1 protein-coding gene is annotated in these 279 nt (G+C 69.9%); it reads right to left on the bottom strand.

Translation table 11 applies throughout. From position 1 onward, the window contains the following. Positions 1 to 279, bottom strand: a 279-nt coding sequence (locus tag ACSNOG_RS33215) for a diguanylate cyclase (RefSeq protein ID WP_436756388.1), incomplete at both ends; no start/stop codon positions are given.

Consider the following 279-nt stretch of genomic DNA (forward strand, 5'->3'; position numbering starts at 1 on the left):
GTGCCCGTGCGTGTCGTTGACGTCCTTGAACCGGTCCAGGTCGAGGGCGAGGACGCTGAGCATCCGGCCGAACCGGCTCGCCCGCTCGACCTCCCGGCGAATCGACTCCCGCAGGTAGCGGTAGTTCCACAGTCCGGTGAGCGGGTCGGTCAGCGAGAGCCGCTGCGCCTCCTCGTGCACCCGTACGTTGTCGACCGCCACGGCGGCGTGCCCGGCGAAGGTACGCAGGGTGACCAGGTCGTCGTCGTCGAACTCGTCCGCGCCGAGCCGGTCGTAGAG

The organism is Streptomyces sp. URMC 124, from assembly GCF_051386455.1.
In the GTDB taxonomy this organism is placed as follows: Bacteria; Actinomycetota; Actinomycetes; order Streptomycetales; family Streptomycetaceae; genus Streptomyces.